Origin of the sequence: Actinophytocola sp. (assembly GCF_050699935.1) — a bacterium.
In the GTDB taxonomy this organism is placed as follows: domain Bacteria; phylum Actinomycetota; class Actinomycetes; order Mycobacteriales; family Pseudonocardiaceae; genus Actinophytocola.
Window position 1 is genome coordinate 1 of record NZ_JBOHGB010000014.1, and the last position, 26,632, is coordinate 26,632.

General features: G+C 69.9%; 13 protein-coding genes, 2 pseudogenes and 3 CRISPR repeat arrays. Of the genes and pseudogenes, 2 read left to right on the top strand and 13 right to left on the bottom strand.

What is annotated here, in order from left to right; all coding sequences use genetic code 11:
- The first annotated feature begins 963 nt into the window (after nt 1-963).
- A CRISPR array of direct repeats spans nt 964-1,357; the repeat unit is 28 nt; unit sequence GGAACAGCCCCGCATGCGCGGGGACGAC.
- A 44-nt stretch (nt 1,358-1,401) separates the two neighbouring features.
- From cas2e to cas3, 8 genes are all read right to left on the bottom strand, one after another.
- A complete protein-coding gene (gene cas2e, locus ACRDTB_RS07790) occupies nt 1,402-1,746 on the bottom strand; it encodes a type I-E CRISPR-associated endoribonuclease Cas2e (protein ID WP_431429324.1) in 345 nt (114 codons plus the stop codon).
- Nucleotides 1,743-2,717: a type I-E CRISPR-associated endonuclease Cas1e gene (gene cas1e / locus ACRDTB_RS07795; RefSeq protein ID WP_431429326.1), complete on the bottom strand. Its 975-nt coding sequence runs from the start codon at nt 2,715-2,717 to the stop codon at nt 1,743-1,745. The genes cas2e and cas1e overlap by 4 nt, the downstream gene beginning before the upstream one ends.
- Nucleotides 2,710-3,390, bottom strand: coding sequence for a type I-E CRISPR-associated protein Cas6/Cse3/CasE (gene cas6e, locus ACRDTB_RS07800; RefSeq protein ID WP_431429327.1), 681 nt, complete (start codon nt 3,388-3,390; stop codon nt 2,710-2,712). The genes cas1e and cas6e overlap by 8 nt, the downstream gene beginning before the upstream one ends.
- The gene (cas5e, locus tag ACRDTB_RS07805) at nt 3,390-4,112 is read right to left on the bottom strand and encodes a type I-E CRISPR-associated protein Cas5/CasD (RefSeq protein ID WP_431429328.1); all 723 of its coding nucleotides are present in this window, start codon (nt 4,110-4,112) and stop codon (nt 3,390-3,392) included. Before cas5e ends, cas6e begins: the two co-directional genes overlap by 1 nt.
- Entirely contained in the window at nt 4,109-5,287 is a 1,179-nt protein-coding gene (gene cas7e, locus ACRDTB_RS07810; RefSeq protein WP_431429329.1) for a type I-E CRISPR-associated protein Cas7/Cse4/CasC, read from the bottom strand. Before cas7e ends, cas5e begins: the two co-directional genes overlap by 4 nt.
- A complete protein-coding gene (casB, locus tag ACRDTB_RS07815; RefSeq protein ID WP_431429330.1) occupies nt 5,284-5,919 on the bottom strand; it encodes a type I-E CRISPR-associated protein Cse2/CasB in 636 nt (211 codons plus the stop codon). The genes cas7e and casB overlap by 4 nt, the downstream gene beginning before the upstream one ends.
- Before the next feature lie 11 nt (nt 5,920-5,930).
- Nucleotides 5,931-7,556 carry a type I-E CRISPR-associated protein Cse1/CasA gene (casA, locus tag ACRDTB_RS07820; protein ID WP_431429331.1) on the bottom strand — a complete coding sequence of 542 codons (1,626 nt, stop codon included), beginning with the start codon at nt 7,554-7,556 and terminating at the stop codon, nt 5,931-5,933.
- Nucleotides 7,557-8,186: 630 nt separating this feature from the next.
- Nucleotides 8,187-11,018 carry a CRISPR-associated helicase Cas3' gene (gene cas3 / locus ACRDTB_RS07825; RefSeq protein ID WP_431429332.1) on the bottom strand — a complete coding sequence of 944 codons (2,832 nt, stop codon included), beginning with the start codon at nt 11,016-11,018 and terminating at the stop codon, nt 8,187-8,189.
- Nucleotides 11,019-11,159: 141 nt separating this feature from the next.
- Nucleotides 11,160-12,836: a CRISPR direct-repeat array (repeat unit 28 nt; unit sequence GTCGTCCCCGCGCAGGCGGGGTTGGTCC).
- Nucleotides 12,837-12,948: 112 nt separating this feature from the next.
- Here cas3 and istA point away from each other — a divergent pair.
- Nucleotides 12,949-14,201: pseudogene (gene istA / locus ACRDTB_RS07830) on the top strand (IS21 family transposase).
- A pseudogene (gene istB, locus ACRDTB_RS07835) lies at nt 14,201-15,015 on the top strand (IS21-like element helper ATPase IstB). The pseudogenes istA and istB overlap by 1 nt, the downstream one beginning before the upstream one ends.
- 93 nt (nt 15,016-15,108) lie before the next feature.
- A CRISPR array of direct repeats spans nt 15,109-15,868; the repeat unit is 28 nt; unit sequence GTCGTCCCCGCGCAGGCGGGGTTGGTCC.
- A gap of 1,208 nt (nt 15,869-17,076) precedes the next feature.
- Here istB and ACRDTB_RS07840 read toward each other — a convergent pair.
- Genes ACRDTB_RS07840 through ACRDTB_RS07860 form a run of 5 tightly spaced genes read right to left on the bottom strand, consistent with a single transcriptional unit; the run spans nt 17,077 to nt 26,612 of the window.
- Nucleotides 17,077-18,732, bottom strand: a complete 1,656-nt coding sequence (locus ACRDTB_RS07840) for an Hsp70 family protein (protein WP_431429333.1) — start codon at nt 18,730-18,732, stop codon at nt 17,077-17,079.
- Nucleotides 18,729-20,813, bottom strand: a complete 2,085-nt coding sequence (locus tag ACRDTB_RS07845; protein WP_431429334.1) for an Hsp70 family protein — start codon at nt 20,811-20,813, stop codon at nt 18,729-18,731. The genes ACRDTB_RS07840 and ACRDTB_RS07845 overlap by 4 nt, the downstream gene beginning before the upstream one ends.
- On the bottom strand, nt 20,810-21,226 hold the full coding sequence (locus ACRDTB_RS07850; RefSeq protein ID WP_431429335.1) for a nucleotide exchange factor GrpE: 417 nt from the start codon (nt 21,224-21,226) through the stop codon (nt 20,810-20,812). The genes ACRDTB_RS07845 and ACRDTB_RS07850 overlap by 4 nt, the downstream gene beginning before the upstream one ends.
- Entirely contained in the window at nt 21,223-21,471 is a 249-nt protein-coding gene (locus ACRDTB_RS07855; RefSeq protein ID WP_431429336.1) for a hypothetical protein, read from the bottom strand. The genes ACRDTB_RS07850 and ACRDTB_RS07855 overlap by 4 nt, the downstream gene beginning before the upstream one ends.
- Nucleotides 21,468-26,612, bottom strand: coding sequence for a CHAT domain-containing protein (locus ACRDTB_RS07860; RefSeq protein ID WP_431429337.1), 5,145 nt, complete (start codon nt 26,610-26,612; stop codon nt 21,468-21,470). Before ACRDTB_RS07860 ends, ACRDTB_RS07855 begins: the two co-directional genes overlap by 4 nt.
- Nucleotides 26,613-26,632: the final 20 nt, after the last annotated feature.

Here is a 26,632-nt window from a genome sequence, read left to right on the forward strand (position 1 = left end):
GCTGTGCGGGCTCGACACCGCCGAACTGGTGCATCGACTCACACACCGCACCTGACAAGCATCAACGTGCACGACGACATGAACGACGATATTCACACCCGGCGTGTACATGCATTCACCGATCCACCAGGAGAGGACCGCAAAAAGCAGGACGATACTCAAGAAAGATGCCTTTCGCGCAGCGGCGACCGAGACTTTCAGCGATTGAACGACCTGCAAAGGGTGTACCGATGAACGGATGGGCGCAAGATGCCGCACGGGCGTCGTTCCCGCACCCGGACACGCCCTCGCCGGGGTATCGTGGGGGCACAGCCGGACGCAGCAGGCGTCGCTGAATTTTGACACGGCTCAGCTCACCGCTCCCGGCCCAGGTCCGACGGGACCGCGCAACGAAGCCCTCGTCGATGATCTCGTGACGGCCCTGACCGGCACGTGGCCAGACCGGTGGCATCGGCAGCGAGCCGTTGAGTGCCGCAGGGTCCTGCACGAAGAGAACACCGGCTACCTGGTTCGTGCCTTACACGCCCAATGACTTCCCGCACCGCGCCATCACCGCGAACGGGAAGTGATGGGGAGAATGGCTGACGTTCTAACTCTCGGCGAGTCGGTGTGTCTGATTGCCCGACTCTCCCCGGTCGCTGCTCATCAGCTACCACACCGGAACAGCCCCGCATGCGCGGGGACGACGAGGTGGCACTCCGGCGGGGCGCGTTTCGTCGTGGAACAGCCCCGCATGCGCGGGGACGACCCTGGCACGGGCAAGTCCGCGATTGTGCGTGAGGGAACAGCCCCGCATGCGCGGGGACGACCGGTTCACCCGCGACCAGCTGCCGCCCGACCAGGGAACAGCCCCGCATGCGCGGGGACGACTCCTGTCCCCGGCCCAGCTCCACTCCGAACTGAGGAACAGCCCCGCATGCGCGGGACGACTTGACAAGCCTTGCTTCAAGTTGTTGAGACTTGGGAACAGCCCCGCATGCGCGGGGACGACGAGCGTGCTCACCACCCGAGTCGGTTCGTCGGAGGAACAGCCCCGCATGCGCGGGGACGACCGGCGGGTCTACGAGGCCGGCCGCGGCGCGGCGGGAACAGCCCCGCATGCGCGGGGACGACTAGCCGTCCCCCCTGAGCCCTACCCTTCGGGCAGGAACAGCCCCGCATGCGCGGGGACGACACGCGCGTGACCTTTAGGCGCTGGTGAACGCCGGGAACAGCCCCGCATGCGCGGGGACGACTGGTCCTTGCCGATCGGACAGGTGCATCGTTCCGGAACAGCCCCGCATGCGCGGGGACGACACCGCCTTGATCGCCTTCCACAGGTCGATCACGGGAACAGCCCCGCATGTGCGGGGACGACGCTTGTTGACCTGCGGGCTTGGAGCGACGGGTGGTGGTTTTCGTTTAGTTTGGGCGGCCGAAGCGGCGGCGTTTGCTTGCGGTGCTCCAGCCTTTGTCCCGGGACGTGCGGCTGGGTTCGGCGGGGCGGAGGATGAGGTTGATGCCTTCATAGTCGATGGGGATCCAGTCGTGGGCGTGGACCTTGAACGCGAGTCCCTGCTCGTTGTCCGCGCCGTAGACCATGATCGCTCGGCCGGTCTTGACCATTTCGGTGACCCGGTCCCACATGCGTTCGCGGACCCGCCTGCTGATTTTCCCCACGAACACTCCGGGCGAGATTTCCAGGAGCCACCGTGTGAGGTGTCCGCGCAGCCCGACCGGGCACGCTGCGAAAACAATCACGGTCATTGGTCGTCTCGATCAGCGTCGTCCCGGTAGGCGATGCCGCCGGGAACGGTGCGGCCGTTACCGTCCCAGAGCATGATGACGTCGGGGTCTTCGAACGCTTCGGGCCCGTATTCGACGGTGGTGTCCTCATCGGCGAGGAGTGCCTTGATGTCCCGGACGCAGGTTTCGAGGAACTTGCCGTCCTTCATCTGGTCGCGGACCGCACGCCGGGTCTCCGCGCCGATGTCGGCGGCGTCGGTGCGGGCGGCCATGTCGAAGGCGATGGGAATGGTGATCTCGGTCTTGTAGAGGTCGGCGATGTCGTAGACGAAGGACCTGATGTGTCCGGTGTGGATGAAGCCGAGTCCGGGTGCGCAGCCGAGGGCGACGATCACGGCGTGGACGACACCGTAGAGGCTGGTGTTGGCGGCGGACAGGGCTTGGTTGACCGGGGTGCCGTCGTCGAAGTTGGTGGGGTTGTAGTCGCGGCGTTCCCACGTCACGCCGGTGCGGGTGGCGTGGGCGCGGTAGATCCGGCGGACGCGGGCGCCTTCGCGGCCCCGGAGTTGTTGCATGGTCAGGCCGGACAGGTTCTCGTCGGGGAACCGCATGGTGTACATGTGGCGAGCCACGCGCAGGCGTGTGGTCTGGGTGGATACGAGTGCGGCCTGTCGTTCGAGCAGTCGGGAGGACTGGGTGAGGGTGCGGCCGTGGGCGTAGTACCGCACGCCGTGCTCGCCGACCCACACGGCGGTGGAGCCGCTCTCGGCGAGCAGGACCATGGCCTGCTGGCTGACGCTGGTGCCTGGTCCGAGCAGCAGCGCACCGAGGGTGGCAGCGGGAATGTGCACGGTGCCGCGGGTGTCCTGCGCGGTGATGGCGTTCGCGTCCCGGTGCACGATGCAGTGCTCCAAGTACAGGAAGGTGAGGCGGTCCTGGGCTCGGGTGAGCTGGGAGATGGGGACGGGCTTGGCGCCGGGGATCTCAGGCATGGCGGTCGGGCGTGGCCAGGGGGGCGAGGGTGAGCAGGCCGCAGCCGTATCCCTTGGCGGGGCCGATGCCGTGGGTGAGGGCGTGGCGCAGCGCGGTGGGGTCGGTGACCTCGAGCCGGCCTTCGAACACGGCGGTGGCGAGGGTGACGGTGCGGCCCTGGCGGGTGAACTTCCACACCCGACGTGCCTGAATGGCGACGTCGGGTTCTTTGCCGTGGGCCTCGGGGATGGTGAAGCCGTTGCGGCCGGCGCGGTCGAGCAGCCAGCTCGTTTGTTGGGCGACGGTGATGTGGCCGAACCGTTGTGACCGTGTCGCGGTGTCGGTTTTGCGGCGGCTGTGGACGGGGTTGGCGGTGAGCCGGAACGCCCATTGGTCGCCGGGGTTGAGCTGGTCGAGCAGCCGGTTGTAGGGGCAGGTGTCCCAGGTGTGGGTGGCGGGCCAGCCGGCGGTTTCGACGAGGTGGGTGAGGTCGGGCTGGTGCGCGCTGACCACATATAGGAGTGTTTGGTGGCTGCGTTGGTCGACCCGCCAGAGGATGCGGCCCCGCGCGCTGGGTTCGCGGTGGGCGGCGGGGAAGGCGGCGAGGATGGCGGCGTGCAGGCGGTGAGGTGAGGCGAGCAGGTCGCGTGCTCCGCGGCGGGCGGTGTTGATCTCGAACCGGGTGAGGTACATCAGTTCCCCAGCAAGGTCATCGGGTCGTGCGGGTCCACGCACGCCAGGTCGGGGCTGGTGGCCGGTTGGTGGTGGAGGTTGGGGACGCGGGTTCGGGTGTGGATGACCGTGCGCCAGCCGTACTGGCGGTGGCGGGGGTCGAAGGTGATCGGGTCGTCGCGGACCACCTGGCTGCCCGGTGTGTGTGGTGGACAGTCGTGCACCACAGTGAGCGTGATGTGGGAGTCGTGGTGGTTCTTCTGCACGTGGCGGGAGGCCAGCCAGGGTGCCCGCTGGAGCACCTGGAGCACGTCGCCGTCGTGCAGGTCGTGGTCGAGTCGTCCGGCGGGTGGGCAGGAGCGGCGGCCGAGGAACAGCGGGAACACCGGCCGCCGCAGCGCCCCCCGCAACCCCTCCAGCAACGCCGGGTCGCCTTCGACGGCGACGGCGAACACCGCGTCGGCGAGGTAGAACCGGTAGGACAGCGGCATCGCGGTGGCGCCGTCCCGGGTGTGGGCGGTCTGGAAGTCACGTTCCAGCTGCCCGGGCTGGTCGACCCGGACCCCGATCCGCAGAGCCAGCAGGTCTTCGAGAGGGTCGGTGCGGCGGATGCCCCGGGCGGCGGCTAGCAGACCGATGATGCCGCTGCGGCTGGGCATCCGGTCGGTGTTGCGGCGCACGAACCGGCTGCCGGTGCCCCACGACTGCAGCGGCGCGGCCAGCCGCAACAGCAACGCGGTCACGGTGTGCCCACCGGCTGGTCGGTGAGCCGGTCGGCGACCAGCTCGCCCAGCGCGCGGATGGTGGTGTCGAAGGTCGAGCGCTGCCCGAGCTCGGCCAGCGGGTCGACCCGGTCGCCGGCGCCGAACGCCCAAACGGTGACCGGGGTTTCGTCGAACGCGGGGTGCAGCTCGGCGGCGTGGGTGGCCAGCCGCTGGATCGCGGCGGTGATCCGGCCGCCCTTCTCGTCCTCGCTCACGGCGTCTTCGAACGCCCCGACCAGGTTGATCGGCTGGGTCTGCCGCACGATCACCAGCACGGCGTCGGGGAGGGTGCGGTTGGCGAAGGTGTTCTGTTTGCCGGTGGGCATGCTGGAGACGAACGCGCGGGTGAACGCCTCGACCGCCCGCCGGGTGGCATCCAGGTCACCGAGGTTCGTCTGGAGGTGGTCGACGTCGACGGTGGCGTAGCGGTAGAGGGTGGAGGAGTTGAACTCGACCGTGCCGATCATGCCCGCGCCGGCGTCTTCGTCCTCGTCGGCCTTCTTGTGGTCATCGACCGCGGTGAAGTAGTCGTACTCGTTGGCCACCGCGTGCACGCTCAACGCGTGCGCGACCTGGCACGCCGCCTCGACGTTGAGGTCGGTCTGGTCGGCAACCATCCGCCCGAACAACGCCACGTCCACCGAATGCTCCCGGTCCGCGCGGGCCTTGGCCTCCTTCGCCGCGATCGCGACCTTCCCGTCCTCAGCCTCGCGTGCCGCGCCGATCGCGAGCTCGGCCAGGCCGGCGATCTGTCGGCGGGACAGGAACAACAGGTAGCCCGACTCGTCCGGGGCGTCCTTCTTCCGCGCGGGCTTGATCTCGATCCGGGCCGCCTTCAACACCACGGTGGCGAGCTCGCCCGCCCGGTCGGCGAGCGATGGCGCCTGCCGGGTGATCTCCTCGCCCACCAGCTCGACGACCCGCTTGGTACGCACGCCCAGCTCGTCGCGGTCCAGCAGGTGTTCGAACGCGTCGCGGGTGGCGCGCTTCCACGCCTGGCTCGACACCCGAGCACGGCGGACACCGCCGTAGACGGCGCTCTTCGGGCTGCCGGTGTCGTCCCGGTTGAGATTGCTCGGCGGAACGGTCTGCAGAACGTGAATGTCCACAATGGTGCGCGCCACGATGATGCCTTTCTGAACGAACGAAATCACGAAGAGGGTGTGGTGGCCGGCTCGGCAGATTCGACGGCGCCGTCGACGGCGCCGGTGTCCGAGGTGGCGGCTGGGGTGGAGAGGTGATGGAAGTCGCGGCCCCACCACAGACGAACCGTGGGCGCCCCGCCGGGGCACTGCCAGCGGAGCAGGTCGACGGCGAGTTGCCCGTAGTCGAGCGGAACCGTGTTGGTGTGCAGGAGTTGGACCATGCCTCGCAGGTGGTACTCGAGCTCGGCGAGGCTGTCGGCGGTGCCGAGCATCGCGAACCGGCGGGCCACCGGGTGCCGGGTGTAGTCAGGGTGATCTGGTGGAATCAACGCCCGGATCGACCGGCCGAGCGGGCGTCCGCGCTGGTGCATCCGCTGCCGCTGCGACTGCTGATGCACTGCATACAACGTCAGGCACAGGTGCGCGGCAACCTCGCCCGGAGTCGGATCATCATCGCGCGGGTCGCCGACGAGTTCGGGGGCGTAGGTGAACTCCAGGATGTCCAGCACGCTGCCTGCGGGCTTGCCCACTCCCCGCCGCAGCCGAGCCAGCGCGGCGACCGCACCGGACCGGTTGGCGACGTAGCCGTTCTGCAGGTCCCAGATCTTCTTGTCCACAACGGACTTCACGGTGTAGGTCATGGTCATCCTGTTCAGGCGGCTTCCTGGTGGGCGTAAGGCAACACTCGGCGGAGTTCTGAGTGGAACCGGGCCACGGCGTGCGAGGACGTGTAGAGCCGCTCGTTGTGCTTACGGCCGACCCATGCCGTAGGGGACGCGGCCGCGACCAGATCCGCGCCGAGTGTGCGGACCGCTCCATCGGCCTGCCGGTGCCACACGACCTGGCAGTCGTCCGGATCGGTGTCCGGCCCCAGTGCCGCCAACCAGTCCCGGAACATCGGGTCCAGCGCGGCGTAGGCGGACTCGATCGCCCGCGTCCGCGGGCCGTCCGGGTCACCGCCGGACGCTCGGGCGAGATCGGCCGCGAGGAACCCGAGCGCCCGTGCGGCGTTCTCGGCCGCCTCCACCGAGTCGAGCGCTGCCCCCTTCAGCGCCGCGGCGTCCTGGGCCACCAGGATCGCCTGGAGGGACAGCGCGTCGTCGACGATCTCCTCGGTGGTGGAGCTCTGGCCGCCGTAGGTCATGCCGATCGTGCGCATCCGCAGCGGATAATCCCGGGCCAGCACACCTTCCGTGCTCAGCAGGCCGAGCCACTCCGACACCATGGCCGACACGCGCGACGCGGCCTCCGACCCCTGGCGACGGGCACGGTCGGGCAGCATCGCGGCCAGGCCCCGCCAGATCACCCGCTCCACATTGTGCTCCAGCGGCATGTACGCCACCGGCAGCCGAAGCTTCTTTTGCTGCGGTTCACTACGCCGCCACGCGGTGTGAGTCTCGGTCGTGTGCATGTTCTGCGGCATCAACGCGTCACCGTTACAGATCAACACCCCCGTCACCCGCCCATGCGCGACATGCAGCCGCACACGGCGGCTCTGCCAGGTGAACAACGTGACCGGCCCGGCCGGGATCAAACCCTCCGGAGGCTGCTCGGCCGGGCCCAGTGGCTCCCGCTCCCACACCGGCACATCCGCCACGACGTCACCGGCAACGTCGCCGAAGTCGCGGGGAATCAGGTTGAGCAGCAACGTCTCCCGCAACGTGCGACCCTCGGGCAGGATGCCACCGAGCAGCCCGCTCCACGCCACCCCAATCGGGTACCCCTTGCCGTTCTTCACCCTCGGGTCACCGACCGCACCAGACTTGATGCCCGACGGGTCGAACGCATGACAATGCACCAACCACCGCGCGGCCTCCGCGAATGACAACGACAGACCAGTGCCCAACCGGGTGGTGAAAAACCGGTGCCCATTCGGCACATCCGCGATCAACTTGCTCGGATCCGACAGCTCTCCCTTCTCCGTGCGCAAACCCGCTACCTGCATAAAGGGCGTAGTCGGATGGACGAGATCGAACCGGCTCCGATGCCTGTCGAGATAAGACGCAATGTCCGACACCGGCAACTGGTCGGCATCCCACAACGCCTCCCAATCCGCAACCGACCGCGGACACAACGCCCCGTGCAGAACCGCCAACAACATCCGGGTCAGCGCGAACACCTGCGTCGGCACGTCCCCCACCAACCCCGCAAGCTCATGCGACCGCCGGAACATGTCCACAACAGACAGCTCGGAAACTCTGCCGTCCCGGTCGCGAACAAGCAGCCAGGGCTGCTCGATGAGGTTGAACGATAGCGGGCGTGTTGACGGATCGCTCATGGGCAGAGTCCTCGACGGAGGTGGGCGGAACGGATGTGATCAATCGCGTGACCGCACGCTGATGGACCAAACACTCGGCATGGCATAGGTCGCTGGTAGTGCGAGCATCGTTACCCGGTAGCGACCATAACTACCTCCTGAACCGTTGAAGAAGTGTCAATACTCCAAGGAATGACAGTATTCCGGTCGTCAGGAAACTCGCCATGCCCACCAGTAGCCCACCACCAGTCCCATACGCAGAAGTGGCCTGAACCCCCAAACGGCAGAGCGGCACCGGTCGCAGCCAAGACGGAAAACATCCAGGCAATAAGAACCGAGATTATGTCAAGTTCCTTGAAGGAGCTATTCACGTTATTGCCGCCAGGCTTCTTTGACATCTTCCCACCCGCCGTGCCGTCGACATCCCTGACATGGCTGAACAGTTCCCATCAGGCAGGGAACTACGCAGCTCGACACGGTTCCGATCGCGAGGCGATACCGGTGCCCCGCGATGCGGGGACAAGCTCCGACAAGACTGATACGCCGGATCATCCCTGCCGCGAGCAGGGACCACACGCGATCGGAACCGCCGACCGCAGGGTATCATGGCTTCCGACAAAACTGATACGCCTTAGTCGCCCGACAGGTCTGCTACGCGCTAGGCAGACTCCTCTGACAGCGTTCATGGATCAGTCCTCGGCGGGTGTCGTAGGTGAGGCGGAACCCGTGCAGTTCGGCCTGCCGCTGCTGGTCGAGCACCAGCACCAGCTGACCGGCGAGCAGCGGGGTGCGGTGAAAGCTCGTGTAGTGGTTGTGTTCCAGTTCGGCGATCACCGCGTCGATCACTCCGCCGTGGCTCAACGCCAGCGGCAGCCGCAGACCGCACGCCGCGACGGTGCGTGCGAGCCGGTAGGGCACGGGTTCGTCCAGCGGGAGTTGTGCGCCGCCGTCACGGTCGATCCAGTCCGGCACGAGCAGGCCCCCCTCGGCGTCCCGCTGTACGACGAGGACCTCGAGGTTCTCCTCGCCGTCCCGTACCTGCGCCAGCCCGTGTGGGCTGTCGTCGTCGGCGTCGCCGACCCCGGCCCGCAGCCACCCGGTCAGATCCCCCTCAGCACCGGCCTCGCCGAGCAGGAACTCCCCGGCGGCCCTCCGCCGCCGGTGCGCCGACAACGCCGCGGCCTCCCGCGCTGTCGTCATCGCCGGCTGCCAGCTCTCCGGGCCGACGGGCGCGGTGTCGTCGTAGGCGAGCCGCACCAGCGGCGCGATGTCGTGCGGGAGCACGACCTCGACTCGATCGAGCAGGATCGCCGCCGCCCGCACCAACGGATGGTCGCCGTAGACCCGCCGCGACCCGCGCACCGCCCGCACCAGCGCCGCGTCCCACGCGTCCACACCGACCACCGCACACCGCGGCTGCCTCACCAACCGAGGCCGGTCCCGATCGTGCCGGTGCAACCTGCCCATCCGCTGCAACAGCAGATCAACCGGAGCGAGATCGGTCACCATCAGGTCGAAGTCCACATCCAGCGACTGCTCCACCACCTGCGACGCGACCACGACATGCCGCGCCGGCCGATCCGAGCCCTGCTCCAGCGGGCCGAACCTACGCACCAATTCCCGGTCGTTGCGGGCACGGTCGCAAGCCAGGAACCGGGAGTGGTTGATCGTCACCGCGTCCACACCGAACACCCCGGCGAGGTGCTCGGCGGTCTCCTGCACCCGGGTCACGGTGTTGCGCACCACCACCGCGCACCCACCCTCAGCCAGATGGGTCCGCACATAGGCGACGAGGGTGTCGAGGCTGTCATCCAGCTTGTCCAACCGCACCGGCGTCCGTTCCCCCGGCAACGCAAGCACGGCCGGAACCAGCCCGGTACCCGACACCAGCGGATACCCCTCCACGGCCGGCGCCGACTGGCCCGACTCGCGACCGCTGTCGTACGCCCGCTGCAGCTCTGCCCGCCGCGTGGGCGGCAACGTAGCCGACAGCAACACCACCGGCACCCGATACGCGCCCAACCAGTGCAGCACCCGGTGCAGGTACTGGGACATATACACGTCGTAGGCGTGCACCTCGTCGATGACCACAACCTTCCCGGCAAGCGCGAGATGCCGCAGCATCACATGCCGGCTCTTCAACCCCGCAAAAAGCACCTGGTCGATCGTGCCCACCACGAACGCCGCCAAACCCGCCCGCTTACGGCCCGCGAACCACGCATGCACCACCGCCGCGTCTGCCTCGCCGTCCCCGACTTGCGCGAACCGTCCCCGGTAGACCATCCCGGCATACTCGTCGTTCAGATGTGCCTTGCCGTGCGCCAACCGCAGCGACACCGGCGCACCCTCAACCCGCCGCGGCAACCTGTCCAGCCACACCCGGACACGGGAGAACATCGCATCCGTCGTCGCCTGCGTCGGCAGCGCCACAAACACCCCGTCCGCGCCGGACCGATGCGCGAGCACCTCGGCGGCCAGCAACGCGGCCTCGGTCTTCCCCGACCCCATCGGCGCCTCCACGACGACCAACCCAGGCTCGGGCTGCTGGCACGCCGCCGCCACCGCCGCAAGCTGCACCGGCCGCATCACCGCCCCCGGCCGAGAAAACCGATCACGGAACAACCCATCCCCAACCCCACCACCATCTATCCCACCGCCATCGCCGACCGGCCGCGCGCCCCAACGCGGCGGCAGGTTCAACCGAGCCCACCCGAACTCAGCCCGCTTGGCGGTCGCCGCATCGTCCGGGGGCGCCGGTAGCTCATCAGGCATGGGGACAGGACGCAGCGGGAACAACTCGCTGTTCGACGCAATCCAATCCGCCACGATGACAATCGCAGTCAACAAAGCCTGACTCGGCCGGCTCAACCGAACATCGCGATACCCCGACAAAACATCACGGCCACCCACGCGTTCCGTCGCCCGCCCCAGAAACAGCTTCCGAACATCCGCCCAGCGGCCCGCACCGGAAAGCTCCTCGTGGTCACGCGCCAAAGCAAGCTGGCTATGCTCGGGAGGAACTCCGTGATGCGCACCGACAATCGCACCCAACTGCGCCGCTATCCCGTTCCGAAGCGCGAACCCTAGCTCGCCCGACAGCCATTCCCGCACAGCGAGATGCCCAACAATCGCGTGGCTGACCTCCCGCCGCCGCAGCGCACCAACAACGCGTGACCCAGCCCGCAGACCCAACCTTCCCATGCCACGAGCAAGCGCCGGGACCTGCACAGCAAACGCCGGACTCACCTTGCCAACGTCATGCACCCCGGCAAGCCAACAAGCCAAAACCCTGACATCGGCCGCACCATTCGGCAAATCCTCACCAATACGCCGAACCACGTGCGGCGACACCCAGTTGTCAACCAGCAAACCCGCGACCGCCATCGCATCATCCAAATGCTGATACAACGGCAACCACGCCACACACTCGCGCCGCTCGTCATGATCAGACTTCGCCCACACCATCAACCAGGCATTCCCCACCAAACCCACCCTCTCGGTCGCTACAATCCACACAATCGCCACGAACCGCCCACACCGTTACACCTGAACATGTCACCACCAACGCACCTCAAGCTAAACAAAAACACCAGAACGCGACGGTATCGCCCCAGGTCAGGAAGTGTCGTCCCCGCGCAGGCGGGGTTGGTCCCGTCAACACCACGGTGGGGTCTTCGTGGTAGTAGTCGTCCCCGCGCAGGCGGGGTTGGTCCACACGGGCGAAGTGCAGGAGATGCTCGACGAGTGTCGTCCCCGCGCAGGCGGGGTTGGTCCGCGCCACACCGCGACGACCGTCGCGACCGCGGCGTCGTCCCCGCGCAGGCGGGGTTGGTCCCAGAGCCAGCACCCGACCGAACCGGCCCAAATGGTCGTCCCCGCGCAGGCGGGGTTGGTCCCAGACCAAGCGGCCGACACGGCAGTGAAAGCGCGTCGTCCCCGCGCAGGCGGGGTTGGTCCCAGCACGGCTTGGCTTGCGGATGTCGAGACGACGTCGTCCCCGCGCAGGCGGGGTTGGTCCCGCGGTCACCACCTGGACCCGGCTGATGGTCGAGGTCGTCCCCGCGCAGGCGGGGTTGGTCCCAGGTGAACGAGGCCCTCGCCAAGCTGCGGAAACGTCGTCCCCGCGCAGGCGGGGTTGGTCCCAGCCGATCAGCCCCGGCCTCTCGGCCGGGGGGTCGTCCCCGCGCAGGCGGGGTTGGTCCCGCCGCCGCGAAGGTGGCGTCCGCCTCGTGCTCGTCGTCCCCGCGCAGGCGGGGTTGGTCCCAGCGGCTACGAGCTCGAGGTGTCGTTACCGTCGTCGTCCCCGCGCAGGCGGGGTTGGTCCTGGCGTGGGTTTCCACGCCGACGATGTCTTCGAGTCGTCCCCGCGCAGGCGGGGTTGGTCCCTGGCGGCCGGCCGGACGACGGCCGAGATCGGCGTCGTCCCCGCGCAGGCGGGGTTGGTCCCGAGTCCATCCAGCGACTGCGGCAGGTGTCCGAGTCGTCCCCGCGCAGGCGGGGTTGGTCCCCCATGAGCGAGGAGAGAAGCGCCGTGATCGGCGTCGTCCCCGCGCAGGCGGGGTTGGTCCCCCCACCGAAGGTGCGCCTCCTTCTCCACCCGCTGTCGTCCCCGCGCAGGCGGGGTTGGTCCCCACACGTTGACCTCGGCGCCCTTGCCGGTGTGGTCGTCCCCGCGCAGGCGGGGTTGGTCCCGAGGGCGCGGCCAACCTGGCTGACGGGGTGGTGTCGTCCCCGCGCAGGCGGGGTTGGTCCCCCGGCCGACGTGGCTACCGGCATGAAGAGCTTGTCGTCCCCGCGCAGGCGGGGTTGGTCCGGTCCGGGCTCCGATCGAGGACGAAGCCGCTTAGTCGTCCCCGCGCAGGCGGGGTTGGTCCTGTCGAAGCCGGCCGTCGACAAGCTGATCTGCCGTCGTCCCCGCGCAGGCGGGGTTGGTCCCATCGCGGCCAGCTCACGACGAGCACGCAGCCAGTCGTCCCCGCGCAGGCGGGGTTGGTCCCAAGCTGGCGAGAATCGAGACCGAAACGCCGAGGTCGTCCCCGCGCAGGCGGGGTTGGTCCCAGCTCCTGCCAGCGGCGAGACACCGAGCTCGCGTCGTCCCCGCGCAGGCGGGGTTGGTCCGCGACCGGATCGCCGTCCGATCGGCAAGTACGGGTCGTCCCCGCGCAGGCGGGGTTGGTCCCTGCACACCGGAGATGGCTTGGGCGGAGATGTCGTCGTCCCCGCGCAGGCGGGGTTGGTCCCTGGTCGGTGGGGATCTGTGGCGGGAGTGCGGCGTCGTCCCCGCGCAGGCGGGGTTGGTCCCTGGTCGGTGGGGATTGTCGACGGCACGCGAAAACTGCACACGGTGTGGCACCCGAATTTTGACCCCCCTGTCCGGTGACCCTGGCTTGAGTCGAGCCAGGGAGGACGAAGGGTGTTGTCCGTGGAAGATTGGGCTGAGATTCGTCGTTTACGCAGGTCGGATGGGGTGTCGATCAAGGCGATCGCTCGCGTGCTGGGCATCTCGCGGAACACGGTGCGTGCCGCGTTGGCTTCGGATGCGCCGCCGAGGTACGTGCGCAAGCCGGTCGGGTCCATCGTGGACGCCGTTGAGCCGCAGATCCGGGAGCTGCTGCGGGTGTATCCGACGATGCCGGCGACGGTGATCGCCGAGCGGATCGGTTGGACGCGGTCGATCCGGGTGCTGTCTGGCCGAGTGGCTGAGCTGCGGCCGGTCTATCTGCCGCCGGACCCGGCCTCCCGCACCGCGTATGCGGCTGGGGAGGTCGCGCAGTGCGATCTGTGGTTCCCGCCGATCATGCTGCCGGTGGGGTTCGGGCAGGTCCGCAAGCCCGCGCAGTTGCCGGTACTGACCATGGTGACTGGCTATGCGCGTTGGCTGTCGGCGGTGCTGATTCCGTCGCGGCGAGCCGAGGACATGTTCGCCGGCTGGTGGCAGCTCATCAGCGCGTTGGGTGCGGTGCCGCGGGTGCTGGTCTGGGACGGTGAGGGCGCGATCGGCCGCTGGCGTGGTGGACGCAGCGAGCTGACCGGCGAATGTCAGGCGTTCCGGGGAACGTTGGGCGCGAAGGTGGTCATCTGCCGGCCGGCTGACCCGGAGGCCAAGGGGTTGATCGAGCGCGCGCATGACTACCTGGAACGATCGTTCCTGCCTGGCCGTGGCTTCACCTCGCCGGCTGAGTTCAACGGTCAGATGGCGGAGTGGTTGGCCGTGGTGAACACCCGCCCGCGCCGCGCGCTGGGCTGCGCGCCGACCGAGCGGATCACCGCAGACAAGCAGGCGATGCTGGCGTTGCCGCCGGTCTCGCCGGCGACGGGCTGGCGTTCGTCGACCCGATTGCCGCGCGATCACTACATCCGCTTGGACTCCAACGACTATTCGGTGCATCCGACGGTGATCGGGCGTCGGGTGGAGATCGTCGCGGACCTGGCTCGAGTGCGGGTGTGTTGTGTGATGGGAAGCAGGTGGCAAACCATGATCGGGTCTGGGCATGGCATCAGACGATCTCCGATCCGGATCACGTCGCGGCGGCGAAGGTGTTGCGTCGCAAGCGGATCGGGATGGTGCGACCCGAGCACGAACCTGAGGTGGAGCAGCGGAGCCTGGCCGACTACGACACCGCGCTTGGTCTGACCGGCGATAGCGCAGATGGTGGGGTGGCCTGATGCCCGCCACCACCCGAACCAGCACGAAGAAGCCCGCCACTGCGCGCGACCTGACTGGCGAGATCGCGTTCCTGACCCGGGCGTTGAAGGCACCCACCTACGAGAATCGGTCGCTCGGCTGGCCGAACGCGCACGAGCGGAGTCCTGGTCGCTCGAGGAGTTCCTCGTCGCCTGCCTGCAACGCGAAGTGTCCGCCCGCGAGTCCCACGGAGGTGAGGGTCGTATCCGCGCCGCCCGGTTCCCAGCGCGGAAGTCCTTGGAGGAGTTCGATTTCGATCACGCTCGGGGCCTCAAACGGGACGTGATCGCCCACCTGGGAACCCTGGACTTCGTTGCGGCGAAAGAGAATGCGGTGTTCCTCGGTCCGCCAGGGACCGGGAAGACACACCTGGCGATCGGCCTGGGTATCCGAGCCTGCCAGGCCGGGCACCGGGTCGCGTTCGCCACCGCCTCGGAGTGGGTCGCCCGCCTGGCCGAAGCCCACCACACCGGCCGGCTCCAGCACGAGCTGACCAAGCTGGCCCGCTACCCGTTGCTGGTGGTCGACGAGGTCGGCTACATCCCGTTCGAGCCGGAGGCCGCGAACCTGTTCTTTCAGCTGGTCTCCTCCCGTTATGAGCGGGCGAGCTTGATCGTCACGAGTAACAAGGTCTTCGGCCGGTGGGGCGAGGTGTTCGGTGACGACGTGGTCGCCGCCGCCATGATCGACCGGCTCGTCCACCACGCCGAGGTGATCGCCCTGAAGGGCGACAGCTACCGGCTCAAGGACCGCGACCTCGGCCGCGTCCCCGCCGCCGGCACAACTGAAGAGTAAACATCAACACGCCGGCAGGGGGTCAAGATTCGAATGCCGAGAAGTGTTCAAGATTCGCGTGCCGTTGACAGGGATCTGTGGCGGGAGTGCGGCGTCGTCCCCGCGCAGGCGGGGTTGGTCCCTCGACCTCACGCCGCAGCCGCTCGACCTCCAGGTCGTCCCCGCGCAGGCGGGGTTGGTCCCGCCCCGTCGGCGAGCGCGCCGAACGCAGCGTCGTCGTCCCCGCGCAGGCGGGGTTGGTCCGCACGCGCCAGCCGTGCCGACGTGGGACCAGTGGTCGTCCCCGCGCAGGCGGGGTTGGTCCGCGTCTTCGTCCCCCCGGGGCGCTGACGGGGCGGTCGTCCCCGCGCAGGCGGGGTTGGTCCGGTCACCACGATGAGCAACACCGAGATCCGGCTGTCGTCCCCGCGCAGGCGGGGTTGGTCCCCTTGCCGCCGACGCTGGGGAGGGCGGCGGTGAGTCGTCCCCGCGCAGGCGGGGTCGGTCCCTCGGCCGCGACGTTGCGCGCGGCGTCCGGCCGGTCGTCCCCGCGCAGGCGGGGTTGGTCCCTGCACTCGCACCTCGGCGTCACCGCCATCCACGTCGTCCCCGCGCAGGCGGGGTTGGTCCGATCGTGGGCGGCTACGTGGACGTCGACCCGGCGTCGTCCCCGCGCAGGCGGGGTTGGTCCGCGCACGCGGATGCCGCTGGGGGTCGTGGCGTTGTCGTCCCCGCGCAGGCGGGGTTGGTCCCCCCGCATCGGCGAGATTGCGGAGCGTCTGCGCGTCGTCCCCGCGCAGGCGGGGTTGGTCCGTCCCGCCACACGTCTCGACGGCCGGCGGCCTCGTCGTCCCCGCGCAGGCGGGGTTGGTCCCAGCGCGTACCCGGCGGTGACCGCGGCGAACGGTGTCAACGGCAGCCGAAGGTGGAGTTTCTGTAGCTTCGTTCACTGGGTCCTCGCCCTCCTTACAGGGTGGGGGTCAAGGTCCCGCTGCGGTGTTGGACGCACCCAGCGGGGCCGCTTTCACGACGGCAGCACGCCGCGCAGCACGACGTGCCCGAGCTGTACTGAGTCCGAGAGGTGAGCTGGGAAGCCAGCTGGGCAGCTGGTCGCGACGCTCCGACCGTGCGGACGTGACTCAGCAGCGGCAAGATCGCCTGATCACGCGCGGTCCCGTGCTGTCAGCTCACCTGCTACTGCAGGTCGACGGGACGCCGCTCCGCTACTCCGATCGAGTGTCACGCGGTGCTCAACGACCAAGCGCCCCATCAAGAATCCCCTGGTCGGAGCTGTTCCCATCTGTTGTGTGTCCTGCCGAGGATTCGAACCTGCGACCTCCACGCGTCGGCCGACGAATGCGGTGAAATGTCAGACTGGGTGCTCCGCGGGTGCTCCGCAGCGGCGAACCGAACCGACATGCGGTGACATCTGGCGGCATACGCGGGCGACGGTGACCTGCGTGAACGGTATGCGGAGACACGTCGCGACACCCGCCAGCACGACCACAAGCTCGCTCTTAACCAGCTGGTTCGGGGGTTCGAGTCCCTGGCAGGGTTCGTCAAAGTCGGTCGACTGGCTGGCTCGGTGTTGTGGCTGGTGGGACCGGCAGCACACTCGGACCCGCCCCACAACCACGCACGCGCACTACCGGCAACCCCGGGTCACATCACCCATCCACCTATCGGAGCGATTCACAGGCCACCCCGTAGATCTGCCTAGATCGACCGGCCGGACTGGGAGAACGATCACGACCCCATTTCACCCGGCCCGAACCGGACTCTCCCATTTTTCTCCCACCAACCAACCACCGGCCGCTCCATCAGCGTCAGCGACCACCGCACGTGATCATAAAAGACCCGCTGAACTGGGCAAACATCCCGGTCGGCGGTCTTGGAAGGAGTGGAGCTGAGGGGGCTCGAACCCCTGACCCCCACACTGCCAGTCTGATTTGGACAATGCCTCTGACCTGCATCTCTACCATGCAGCCACGTCAAACCCATTGCAAACACTGCGGCGCCTGACGCAGCGCAATGGTTGCCGCGCGCGGATGTTCACCTACACAGTGAGGACGGCCTGCCCGCTCAGATCCGCCCCCGCGTCGCCAGCTCGTCGGCGAGCTCGCGCACGCCCGGATCACTGGTCTCGTAGAACACGCACTCCTCGAGCAGCCTGCGCGCGTCGTCAACTTGGTCGTGTTCGAGCTGGTGCCGGGCGTACTCCAGGGTCCGCTCGACGAAGTAGGCGGCGACCGTCTCGTTGAACTTCGCGTGGACGCGCGCGCATCCCATCCACGCCCGGGCATCGGCGTAGCCTGCGGGGCCAGGGAGGGCTCGGGCAGCGCTCATGTGGATGTCGATCATCTTGGCGAAGATCTCGTCGTCGTCGCGGGCCTGGCTCCACGCTCGGTGTGACTCCTCGACCGCCCTCTGCAGTTGTCCCTTGTGGAGCAACCGGGTGGCGGCCTGGATGGTCCGCCGAGCGCGTTCCCGCTCCTCCGGTGTGGAGTCCGGCTGCGCCCGATCCTCCGGCGCGGGCGCGCTCATCTCGACGAGCATCCGGTTAGCGCGATCGACCAGGTCGGTGAGCAACATGCGTGCCTCGTCAACCGCACCGCCGGCCCAGAGCCGCCGGGCCTCCGCGAACACGTCGGGCGGCCCGTCCGCGGGGCGCTCCGGGATGCGCACGGCGAGCGCCGGTCGCGACGGTGTGTCCTGCAGGTCGACAAGCTCCGCGTCCGTGCTCGTCGTCCTCGCCGACGGGCGCAGGTACGAACCGTAGACGGCGGCGCCGCGGGCGAGCCGATACGGCTCGGCGGGGCTGCCCCCGCTGCCGACCTCCGCCTCGAGCATGGCCTGGACAGCTGGCAGCACGCTGACCCCGCCGACGAGCAGCACGGCGTCGACGTCGGCCGGGGTCATCGCCGCGTCGGCGATCACCTCGCGGACGTGCTTGGCGGTGGCCGCGACGTGCTCCTCCACATACCGGCCGAACTCCTCAGGCGAGGGCGTCTGGACGCGGTTGGGCTGCTCGGTGGACTCGGTCGACCAAGGCGGCCAAGCGACGGTCACCCGCTCGCCTGCGGCCAACCGCGGCTTGACCTTCTCGGCAGCCTCGCGAAGACGCCCCCACCGTGCCACGTCCCAGGTGCCGAGTTCGCTCAGATTCTGGTCGCTCAGGCTGCCTAGCCATGCGTCCAGGAGCCACATGTCCATCTTCGCGCCGCTCGGCTCCACCGCGCCGGCGTGGCCGAGCACGCGGACCTGCCGCCGGGCGACCCGCAGCAGTCCCGTCTCGAACCCGCTGTAGCCGAGCGAGTAGACAAGCACTGTGCGAGACTCCCCCGGGCCGTCGGCGAGGACCGCCGCGACCGCGTCGTTGATCAGGTGGACCTCGACGAATCCCGCGGTCCGGGCGGCGTCGCGCAACGCGATCCGGTCGCCGGACCCCAGGCGGGTCGGCACGCTGAGCACGGCACAGGACACGTCGGTGCCCGACTCGGCCCCGACCGCCTCGCGGGCGCGGGCCAGCTCCCCGGTGAGCATCTCGACCGCCGCGGCCGAGCGCAGCTCTCGCGTGCTGACGAAGCCGACCGACCGGGCGGACAGCACGGGGACGATCCACGGCTCCCGTCCGGCCGGCGGCAGGTCGGTCACCGCCGCCAGCTGCTCGCTCCCGGTGGACCAGGCGATCCGCAGCCCGCAGCTGCCGACGTCAACGCCGACGACCGTGCCACTCACGGCTTCGTGCGGAGCAGCTCGGCCATGTCCGTGACGACTCCTCCCGTCTGCTTCTCCAGCTCCCGCTGGATCAGCTCGTTGAGCACCTGCTCCGCCTGCGCGCGGCGCGCCTCGTTGCCCGAGGTGTGCGCGTCCCGGACGGTCTGGGAGCTGCGCCGGATGCGTTCGCTGTCCGCGGGCTTCGCCCGGTCAGCGACCACGTCGGCAAAGTACATGGTCGTGGCCAGGCCGCAGTTGTCCAGGTCGCGGTAGAGCAGGTTGACGTACCGGCGATGCTCGTCGACGTCGGCCCCGCGGTAGGCCAGCTTGGCGTCGGACAGGCGGCGCTTGACGCGGTCCAGCTGCCACGGCTCGATGTAGACGCCGTACCGCCCGACGAACTCCTCGACCATGTCGATCGCCCGCTCGAGCTCCTCCTTGGCCTCGTCCGTCGACGGCGTGTCCTGCTCGATCGGCTGGGGCCGCAGCGAGGTCCGCTGGTTGAACGTCGTCCCGGGAACCCGCACGTTGACGGTGACGATCCGGTCGCCGTCGTAGTTGAACTCGACCTCGACGTCGCTGTTCGGCTCCAGCCCCTCCGGCAGCATCGCCTCCACGACGCCCTGCACGCGGTTCTGGCTGGCCTGCGGGTTCACCCCCTCGTGCACCGGGATCCGCACGCGACGTCCCGAGGCGGTGAATCGCTTGCGCATGGGCTCCTCGAGCGGGTACGGGGTGCCCTTCGGGATGATCGGGACAAAAGCGTCGACGTTATCGCCGTCGATGGCGGCGATGCCCAGCGCCATGGCGGTCTGCTCGTAGATCTTGTAGGACGGGTCGCGCGTGGCGCCCAACGGGTGGCCACATTCCCGGCATGCCTCGACGCCCTCCTCGTTCGGTGACCCGCAGGCGGAGCACTCCAGACCGGTCTCCCCCTCCGCCAGGATCGCCGCGCCGAGTGCGACGCACTCCATCGGCTTGACGTCCGTCCGCACCTTGGCGGCGCCGAACCGGCTGACCACCGCCTCGCGGACGCACGTGGTGAGCGTGGACCCGCCGACCAACAGGACATCCGTGATGTCGTCCGCGGTGAAGTTTCCCTCTCGAAGCACGTCGTCCACCAGGTTCATCGTCCGGTCGACCAGTGGCGCGACGAGCTGGTTGAACTCCGCCCGGGTGAGCTCGACGTGGATGTCGACGAACGGCCCGTTGTCCGGGAGCCGGAACGCTGCGCCAAGTTCGACGTCGGCGACGTCCATCGAACCGAGCTGCCACTTTGCCACCTCGGCCTGCTCCTTCAGGGCTCGCCGGAACGCGGGGTCGTTCGGCGGCTCGACGCCGTGCTCGGCGCGGACCTCCGCGAGGACCTTCTCGATGACCTTCTGGTCGAAGTCGTCGCCGCCGAGCCAGTTGTCCCCGGCGACCCCGGCGACGTGGAACTGGGTCTTCCCGTTGTCGCCCTGGATCATCTGCAGCAGCGAGACGTCGAACGTGCCGCCGCCGAGGTCGTAGACGAGGACCCGCCGACCTTCGGTGCCCGCCTCGCGCATCCCGTACGCGATCGCCGCCGCGGTCGGCTCGTCGATCAACCGTTTGACCACCAAGCCAGCCGCCTCCGCGGCCTTGCGGGTCGCCGCGCGCTGGGCAGCCTCGAAGTACGCTGGCACGGTAATCACCGCGTGAGTGACCTCGTCGCCCAGCACTCGCGCCGCGTCCTGCTTGATTTTGCGCAGGATCAGGCTGGAGATCTCGGCCGGGGTGCGCACCTTCGTGCCCATCCGGATCGCGACCGAGGCGTCGTCCTCGGCGGTCGGCACGATCTCGTAGTCGAACCGCTTGCGGACCTCGGCGACCTGGGGCTCGCCGATCGTGCGGCCCATCAGCCGCTTGACCGAGAAGATGGTGCTGGTCGCGGTCCGCGCCCCCTGTACCGCGGGCCGCCCGACCAGGACGCGTTCCTCGCCGTCCTTCACGCGCACGCCGACCGCCGACGGGGTCAGGGTCTGCGCGTGGTCGTTCTCGAGGACGTACGCAGGGCGTTCCGGGGAGTGGATCGCCGCTACCGAGTTGGTCGTCCCGAGGTCGATACCGATGGCCTTCACTGTGCTTGCTCCTCATCCCGTTCGGCGACGATCACCTCGGCAGGCCGCAGCACCCTGCCGTCCCGCTCATAACCGCGGCGCACCACCTCGACGACGGTGTCCTCCCGCACTCCCCCGGCCCGCACGGCGTCGATGATCTGGTAGCGGTCGAGATCGACGACGTCTCCCGGCGCGCCGAAGCCGAGCAGCCCGGCGTCGGCGATCACGGACTCGAGTTGGGCGCCGATGCGGCCGAAGGTCTCGAGCAGCGCTGCGGGGTCACCGGGCACCGACCCGTTCTCCGTGTGCCGGCGCAGCCGTTCGAATGCGTCGAGCACCAGGATGAGCGAGTCGAGCAGGCTGTCGAGCTCGTTGCGACAGTTGATTGCCCTCAGCAGCGCCTGTGCGTCGTTGCGGTACGTGTCATCGGTCATGGCTGCCCCCGATGCCCGGTCGCCGGCTCGCCGGTGGGGTAGACGAAGAGGTCGACGAACAGCCGCCGCTCGACGTGCCGCAGCTCCTCCCACGCCACGCGGGCGTCCCGGGTGAACCGGTTCTCCCGCATCAGCCGAAAGGGTGCGTCCTGCACCTCGGCGTGGCTCGACTCCGGCGTGATGCCGGAGCCGGCGAGGACGTCATAGGGGAACTCGCCGTCCCAGGCGGTGAGCGGATCCTTCACGTAATGCTCCTATCGTCGGTGTCGTCGGCGAAATGGCCGGCGAGAAGGTCAGCCAGCGTGTCGCGGGTCAGCCGGCTCGCCGGGTCGGTGAGGACCGCCTCCACGGCGAGTAGGAGGGCGCTCCTCCGGTCGCCGGCCGCGTCGGTGCGGTGCGCCTCGTGGGCGAGTGCCGCCGCGGCGGCGGGCGACCCGTCGGCGGGAACCGTGGGCGGCTGCAGTTCCATGAGCTCCGCGTCGGTCATCGTTCGGTAGATCACCCCGCGGACCTGGCTCGCGACCGCCTTGACCGCGTCCAGCAGCCTGGGATTGCCGGGCGCGAGCCGCAGGCCCTCGCTCGCGACGGTCAACGCCTCGGCGAGGTCATCCTCGTGGGTCGCCGTCCACTGCGTCCGGAACATCGAGCGTTGGACCAGGGTGTGGGTGAGTCCCTCTCGCGCCCGCAGCAGGGTCGGGCTGAGCCTGATCGCCTCGCGCAGGTCGGCGATCGCCGCGTCGTGGTCGGGCTGCTCGATCTCGTCCGGGGCGGCCGAGAGCTGCGCCCGGTCGCAGAGCACTACGCCGTGGATCCCGCGGAGCGTCTCGTCGTTGGTCAGCCCCCGCCTGGTCCGGACCCGCGTGACGAGGTCGACTGCGCGGTCGACCCGAGGCCGGGGCGACCTGGGGGTGGCCATCGCCTCGACCGCCGCGCCGACGAAGTCGATCAGGTGCCGCCGTGCGCGGGCGACGAGCCCGGCGGCGGAGGCCAGCTCCAGCACGGCGTCCACCGCGGTCACCGCGAAGTCCACTCCGCGGTCGTCGTCGCCGAGCGCGGAGGACCGCGCCGTCTTGAGGTGGCAGCGCACGGCGATGAGGGATGCGTCCTGAAACAGGCGGGCCTCCCGGCCGCCCAGCCGGAGGTAGGCCGGGTCCTCGCTACGGAACCGCCGGCAGCTCGCACAGGTCTCGTCCGCCGGCCGGCCCCCGGCACAGTCGCACCCGGCCGAGTCGACCAGGCGCCGCCCGTGGGTCGGCGGCAGCATCGCGAGCGCCCGCTCGGGACGGCCCGACTCCAGCAGGGCCTGTGCGGGGCCCAGCCGGGAGAACGCCGCGCAGAACCGGGCGACCTGCTCGCCGGAGAGCTGACCAGGCGCGATGTCGGCAGTGGCGGGGTCGTCAGTGGGGTCGGCCAGGACGTCGGCCGGGCCGTTGTCAGCCTCGGCCAGCGCGGCGTCCCGGCGGCGGACCAGCTCAGCGGCCAGTTCCGCGACGGACTCGGCGAGGCCGGTGGCCCGCACGTATTCCGGGCCGCCGACGACGTGGCCGTTCATGCCGTCCCGGGTCGGCAGGCCGCCAACCTCCTCGGTGACCTCCCGCCCGACGACCTCGACCCGTACCGCCAGGCCGAGCATCCGGTACTGCTCGGCCAGCGCCGGCCGGCCGGCCGCGTCGTGCCGGTCCGCCGCGGCGTTCAGCTCGTCGGCGAGGCCGATGACCATCTGCTGGCGCAGCAGCCGCACCTCGGCGACCGGGACCATGAAGTGGTAGGCGGCGGACCGTTCGCGGCGCCACCGCTCCCAGTACTTCTCGTCGCCGAGCACGGTCACCCACATCCCGATGCAGCGGTGCCAGGCCATCCGGCCGTGCTCCCACGCCCCGGCGCGGTCCAGGTCGCGGGCCGCCCACCGGTGCGTGATCGCGAGGCAGTGCGCGGTGGCGACGTCGGCGGGGTTCGCGCGCAGGCGTTCCTCCCACGCCTCGACTGCCTGCTCCCGGCCGGTGTGCAGCAGGGTCAGCAGCGGTGCGTCGGCGACTGCCTCCCACATGCGTCCGAACAGGTCGGCTGGCTCGCCGTCGGTCACCGAGCCAAGGACCCGGCACAGCGCCGCGGGGTCGCGCACCGGGTAGAGGTCCGCGTCCAGCGCCAGCCGGGTGGACCAGGAACGCAGGCCGGCCGCCACCCGGACGGCCGCGGTCGCGCTCTCCTGCATGGCCTGGATCTCGGCGTCCTTGACCTGCTGAACGGACGACGACGGTCCGACACCCAGCGGGGCGAGGAGCCCGTACGGGAAGTCCGGGCGGGCGGCGGCACTCGGGTCGGGCACGAGGCTGGCCGCCACGAGCCCCTCGGCCCACCCGTACGAGGTCAGCAGCTCGGCCAGCCGCGCCCGGCGCTCTGACACGTCCAGGTGGCCGTCGGGCACGGTGGCGTAGCAGGCGAGGGCCTCCCGCCAGCGGCCGTCGGCGGCCAGGGAGCGTCCGCGCGCGTAGCCGGCACGGACCTCGGCGTCCGCGTGGTCCTGGCACTCGCCGAACAAGTCGGCCGCCCGCGACCAGTCCTGCTCTGACTCGGCGAGCCGGGCGCACCCGTAGCGGCCGATCACCGGCGTGTCCCGGAACGACCCGAGCGTCTCGGCGTTCGACACGACAGCCGCCCAGTCCGCCCGGTCGGCGGCGGACCGCACCCGGGCGTACCCGGCCAGCGGACCCGCGTCCTCGAAGTCCGGTGGCAACTGGCCGAAATGGTCCTCCGCGCCCACCCAGTCCGCCGCCTCCTCCGCCTGGCGACCCATGACGTAGACCCGGCGCAACACCACGTCTCGGACGGTGTCGTCGACCCGCTGGTAGGCGCCGAACGCCGCACCGTGGTCGCCGTTTCGCTCGGCTAGCCGGCCGGTCGCGTAGTGCAGCCACTCGGTCTGCTCCTGGCTCGGCGAGCGGACCCGTCTGTACGCGGCGACAACGGCCGCCCAGTTCGCCCGCTGTTCGGTGAGCCGCCACCGGGCGAGCAGACGCAGGACCGGCACCGTGTCGCCCTCCGTGTCGCCGTTCATGTCGCCGTTCATGTCGCCGTTCATGTCGTCGCCGATGTCCTGCAACGCCTCGACGACCGCGGCCCAGTCACCGCGCTCGGCGGCCAGTCGTGCCCGTGCCAGCGCGCGCAGGTTCCCCACCTCGCCGTCGCCGAACTCCGCGGGCAGCCGGCTGAGCGCGTCGAGCACGTCGGCCCACGCGCCTGCGCTGTAGGCCACCTGGCCCTTGGCGAACCTCGTCCACGCGTGCGCGTCCCGGTGCTGCTCTGGCAGCGCGGCGAGCTCACGGGCGGCCGCGGTGAACTCGCGGCGAGCCAGGGCCAGCCGTGCCTTGGCGTAGGGCAGCGCCGGTCCGACGTCCACGCCCGCGTGGGCGGCCGCCTCGTAGGCCGCCGCTGCGGCCGCCCAGTCCTCGTGTCCGTCGGCCAGCCGGGCTCGACAGTGCGCCGCCCGTCCGGTGGCGTCGGCGACGCCGCCGGCCGCCGTGTAGGAGTCGCAGGCGCTGGCCAGGTCCGCGGCGGACTCCCCCTGGCGGCCGTGGCAGTAGTGCAGCCAGGCCGCCACATCGCGGTATCCGGCCGGGCGGAGCTCGGTGATCGCCTGGTAGTGCTCGGCCGCCGCGGCCCAGTCACTGCCCTCGATGTGCCGCCGCGCCACCTGGTACCGGGCCGCCAAGTCCAGCTCGGCGACGGCCCGCTCGCGCAGCGCGTCCGCGTCAAGATACCCATCGGGCAGCTCGGCGAGGATCTCGTCGCAGTAGGCAACGACCGACTCCCAGTCGCCGGCGGTGGCGGCCTGCCGCGCTGCGTCCAGGGCGGCGCGGGCCTTGGTGGCCCGCCACACCTCCTGGGCGAGGCTGTCGAGGACTTGCTCGGGCACAAACGGTCCCAACCCGTCGAGCACCACCTCTGCCCGGGCAGGATCGTCCTCGCCGGTGAGCAGCTCGCAGATCGCCCGGCAACGCGGGATCGCGAGCTCCAGCCGCGCCTCTTGGGCCAGCCACTCCAGGGGCTCGGGGTGCTCCTCACGACCCATGTCGGCGAACCGAACGACCCGGGACCAGTCGCCGAGCATGCGAGCGAACCGGCTCGCCTCGACAAGCGCCTCCAGCTGGAGCACGCCGTCCGGCGGGTCGTCGACCTCCTCCATCGCGCGTTGCCCCTCGGCCAGCGGGTCGCCCGGCACGGTCCCCTTGACGACCTTGACCGCCTTGAACAACCAGCTGTGCCGGGCCTGCTCATGCAGCACGAGCACCGGTGTCGCCCACTCCAGCGTGGTCTCGTCCCGCGTATTAACCATGTCGTGGCGCGCGATGGCGACCGCCTCGTCGAGCGAGCGGTTCGCCGCCAGCTCGGCGAACAGGGTAGGGGTGAACCGGGTGGCGGCACCGTCGCTCACGTCGGCCTGCATTGCGACCACGGCTGGGATGCCGCGTGCGACCAGCTCGTCGGCGACCGCGAGGCGCAGGTGCTCCGCCGCCGTGTGACGCGCGCCCGCGCACAAGTTGAGCACGACGAGGCGCACGTTCGGCGCCGCCGCGACCTCGGTGGCCAGCCGCTCCCCTGTGACCGCCTCCGGCCGACCGTCCGCGCCCTCCAGGAACACCTGCCCGCCGTGAGTCCGGTCACCGCCGACGCCATGGCCGAGCAGGACGAGCGCGCTCGGCATCTCCGGGGACCGGGCTAGCGCCGCGCGGAGGTTGACCAACGTCGGACGCTTGCCCTTGTGGTCGTCCCCGGGACCGCCGAGCGTCTCGACAGTCACCGTGGCCCGCCGTGGCCCCGTATTGAGGCTGTCGCGCAGCGCGGCGACCTCTGAGCCGAGGTTCAGCACGCCGCCGGTCCGCGCCTGCGCGGCGACCACCAGCAGTCGGAACCGCTCAGGCCGGCTCGTCGGCGCCGGCAGGCGGCGCGGCGACAGCGCCGAGCCGGGAACCGATCGGGCCAGGGAGAACCGGGAGTCGCCGGTCAACCGGCGTTCCGGGAACGGCGGGCACAGGATTTCGATCGGGAGCTCACCGAGCTCGGGCGGGAGCTCGAACCGGATCCGCAGGCACCGGTCGTGGTGCACGGCCCGGCGCGCGCTCTCGAACAGGCAGGCCCGCAGCGGGTCGGGGAACATCGCCGTGAACAACTGCTGACCGAGGTCTCGGACGCGCTCGTGCATCGGGCCGGGAAGCCGCCCCACGCGCCTGAACTCCTCGTCCAGCAGCCGCGCGAACGACTCCCCAAACCGCAGCTCCGGCCCGATCCGCATCACCGCAGCCGCCGAGGTGGGGCCGTTCGCTACGACGAAGTACCTGTGGTGGCCGATCCGGAACGCCCGGATCCGCAACTCGTCGTACTGGATCATGGCAACCTTGCCCGCCAACC